This is a genomic window from Belnapia arida (genome assembly GCF_016773205.1).
Lineage (GTDB): Bacteria > Pseudomonadota > Alphaproteobacteria > Acetobacterales > Acetobacteraceae > Belnapia > Belnapia arida.
In genome coordinates this window covers 1-3477 of record NZ_JAETWB010000114.1, presented here as the reverse complement: position 1 = coordinate 3477, position 3477 = coordinate 1, and the positions used below count along the sequence as shown (strand labels likewise).

Annotated in this window: 3 protein-coding genes and 1 pseudogene; 3 read left to right on the top strand and 1 reads right to left on the bottom strand. The window is 61.0% G+C overall.

Annotated features, from left to right (window positions below; all coding sequences use genetic code 11):
- Positions 1–428: 428 nt before the first annotated feature.
- The 3 genes from JMJ56_RS32785 (at position 429) to JMJ56_RS32775 (ending at position 2737) form a co-directional block, all read left to right on the top strand.
- Entirely contained in the window at positions 429–1343 is a 915-nt protein-coding gene (locus JMJ56_RS32785) for an acyl-CoA thioesterase (RefSeq protein WP_202836066.1), read from the top strand.
- Between the two features lie 228 nt (positions 1344–1571).
- On the top strand, positions 1572–2246 hold the full coding sequence (locus JMJ56_RS32780) for a glutathione S-transferase family protein (RefSeq protein WP_268885199.1): 675 nt from the start codon (positions 1572–1574) through the stop codon (positions 2244–2246).
- A 215-nt stretch (positions 2247–2461) separates the two neighbouring features.
- Positions 2462–2737 carry a hypothetical protein gene (locus JMJ56_RS32775; RefSeq protein WP_202836064.1) on the top strand — a complete coding sequence of 92 codons (276 nt, stop codon included), beginning with the start codon at positions 2462–2464 and terminating at the stop codon, positions 2735–2737.
- 32 nt (positions 2738–2769) lie between these two features.
- On the opposite strand, the pseudogene JMJ56_RS32770 reads toward JMJ56_RS32775, so the two are convergent.
- Positions 2770–3042, bottom strand: a pseudogene (locus tag JMJ56_RS32770) (HU family DNA-binding protein); the annotation flags it as partial.
- Between the last annotated feature and the right edge of the window lie 435 nt (positions 3043–3477).

The window sequence follows — 3477 nt, the reverse complement described above, 5'->3', positions numbered from 1 at the left end:
GGAGCAGTTCATTGTCCATGATCCCCAACTGGGGCTTCAGGCCTTATCCTGCCCGGATAGGCTCGCGACAGAGCAAGGCGCTCTAAGCCGGGCCATTTGGCGCGACCAGATCAGTCATACCATCTGTCCAAGGGCTAGCAGGCTGGTGGCGAAGATTGGGGTCAGGTCGCGGAACACGTGTGAAAGCGCGAAGTCGCTGGTTCTCAGGTCTTAACACATGGAAGTTTATCGCTCGACCGGGAGTCCTTTACAGCCTTGCCCAGTCCATCTTCGCGTTTTTTAAAATAAAACCTTTTTCCGCTTCGCCGAACTTACTTTGCGCGACCGCGCCAACAGATGAACCGGTACCGCCTGCTGCCGTGACCGTGTTGCCGGCTCAGTACAGCCGTGCTGTTTGGGCGAGCATTTGATCGTTGCAGACGGAGCGCATGATGATCGATATCGGGATGGGCAGCGTACAGGTCGGTGAGTGCGACGTGATGGGGCATATGAACGTCCGACACTACGTCTCGCGTGCGCTCGAGGCGTTGGATTGGCTTGGACTTGAGCTTGGTTTGGGTCCCTCGTACACGCGTGAGCACGGCGCAACGCTGGCCCCAGCGGACCAGCACATCCGCTTTGTCCGCGAACTTCCCGCTGGTACTCCATTCTCAATCCATGGCGGCGTTGTTCACCGTCGTGGCAACACTCTCAGGCTGTACCAGGAAATCCGGAATGCTGCGACCGGAGCCGTTGCGGCAACGATCGTAACCGACGCGGCGCTGGCTGACGCAAGCACCGGGGCTCCTCGCCCTTTGCTCCCTGATATCGCGGCAGCAACCGCCCGTCTCAAAGTTTCGGTGCCGGACTACGCCGCACCGCGCGGCCTCCGCTTCGATCCTCCGCACGACGCGCTGTCCTTGGAGCAAGCGGTGGAACTCGGCTTGAGTCTGATGCACAAGGGCTCGGTCCAGCTTGCGGAGTGCAATGAACACGGGTTGATGCGCGCTGATGGCGTGATCTCCCGCATCTGGGATGGGGTGCCGAACTCGCCGGCCCGCGGGGTACGTCAACAAAGCCAGCCCATCGGCAAGATTGGCAGTGCCGCGCTTGAGTACCGTCTTGTGTACCACCGGCCTGTCCGGGCCGGCGATCTGCTCACGGTGCGCAGCGGCCTGAAGGCTGTAGGAAGCAAAACCACCACTTGGGCCCACTGGCTCTTCAACGGCCAGAGCGGGGCAGCCGTCGCTGTGGCTGAGGCTGTGGGGATCGCTTTCGACCTCACGACGCGGAAGGCTGTCAGCATGGAGGACGAAGTGCGGCGCGCGCTGGAGGAGTTTGTCGTGCCCAGCCTTTCCGCTTAGTCCCGCAATAGCAAAGCTGGGCTGATACGACAGATGCGTTGTTTCTCGTGATCTGACGTGGGCTGCTCGGGCGGCGACTTGGTGCTGACGTCGCCAGGGGACTACTCGAGCAGTAGGTCGCGCAAGGATGCGACGGCGAGCGCGAGAGCAACATTTGCGTTGGCTGCCGCGGTCACAAGTTCGGCCTTTGCTGCGCCCCTACAATCGGCCCCAGCGCTCGACAGGCGAATGACGGCGGGCAACCCTCGCTCATCCAGCCAAGGGGGTTATCGAGTGTTATTGTCACAAGCCTTACCGAAGCTCCGCCTCTACTACTCCGAAGGCTCCCCCTACGCTCGCATATGCCGCATGGCACTGCGAGAGGGTGGACTCGTGGCAAAGGTGCAGGAGGCGGTCACCACCTTGCGTGACCCTGCGGCGTCCGTCCTGACGCACAGTCCAGTCGGCCGCGTACCGGCTTTGGTACTGGAGGATGGCACGACCGTCACGGAGACGACCCTGATCCTCGGCTGGCTGGATCGAGTTGGAAGCCAACCAGCCATGTTGCCAGTCGATGCCGTGGGTCTGGCGGCCTATGGGCGTGTCCTCGGACTTCTCGATGGCATTGCCGTCTGGAACCGGGAATTGCGCCGGCCGGTTGACGAGCGGAGCCCTTCGGTGATCGCTTTGGAGGTCACCCGAGCGGGCCGCGTCGCCGACGTCTTGGAGGAAGCCGTCGTCGCGGGCGCATACAACAGCGTCGATGCAGGTTATCTCGCGCTAGCTGCAGTCCTGGGCTATGCGGAAAAGCGCCACACGGTCTGGCGCTGGCGTCTGGATCGCCCCGGCCTCGCGCGGTGGTTCGGGCAGGCCAGCGAGCGGGCCTGCTTCCTTGAGACCGTGCCACCACCGAGCGGCATCTAATTCCCTGCAAGCTCATCGTGCGAGACGCCCGTGCCGAACGCCACAGCGTGTGATCTCATATCGTCGGAGGACGACAGTTGGGCTACCATCTAGCGGGCTACATTGGTGAGCCGGGCATTGCCGTCGCACTCCAATTATAGTGCCATGTTTGATGTTGCCACTGCTCGCTGACCCGAAGCGTTTGTCATGACCATCGAGATGGAAAACCTCGTATCATGAGCGACGAGTCCAAAACTCCCAAGCTTGATTATCTGGTCGTGACCGAGCGTATCGCGGCCACCTGCGCCCGGTTGGAAAAGAAGTCGGAGCTGCTCGAAGCGAAGATGAACAGCGCGTTCGACGGTATCGAGAGCAAACTAGGAGCCGGCTTCGATCGCATGGAGTCCAAGTTCGACATCGTTGAATGGAAGCTGGCTCGCGTGGAGTTCACACTTGTCGGCGCTACAATGTTGTTCTTCGTGCTGCTCGCCACAGGCTTCCGCTGGATCTAACCGTCCGCAGTGTCGGTGGCACTAATGGTCGTCTAATCTGCCTTGCCGTTGACAGCGCTCTTCAGCTTGCTGCCTGCGGAGAAGCGCACCGCCTTCGAGGCCGCGATCGTCAGCGCTTTGCCGATCCGGACATCGCGTCCCTGCCGCTCGCCACGCGGCTGCACCTCGAAGCCCCCAAAACCGGTCAGCTTTACGTCTGCACCTTTTTCCATGGCAGCGGTGACGGCACTGCAGAAGGCATCGATGGCGCGGTTGGCGTCAGTCTTGGTCATGCTGCCATGCTCAGTAACCATCGCGCCGAAGTCGTCTTGGTTAAGGCATGTCTCCTGCTATGGCGCAGCCATAGGTCGCGGTGACCCCGGCCACTTTTTGTTCCCTCAACATCGACCCTGCGGAGGATCGTCGTATGCTCCTCACGCGGTACTCTCGAAATCTCCTATTCTCATCACCCAGCGGATTTGGAGCGACCAATGAACTGATACGGCCTGGAGGTGCCACCTAGAGCGGCAGATTCGAGTTTGAATTTGAATGCTGGTACCAAGTAATCTCGGCGCGATCCGTCGCCAATCCGACGGATCGTGCCCCCTGAGGTGGTGTAGGAGGCCGCCACCGTAACGGTGGCGGCCATCGTGATGGTCCTGGGTAGGGTTGGGTTGCTGAGACCAACAACCCCTAAACCATGGACCAGCCACGATGACCGATGAGACGATGGCCCTTCGGGGCCTTTTGGAGAAGTCTGC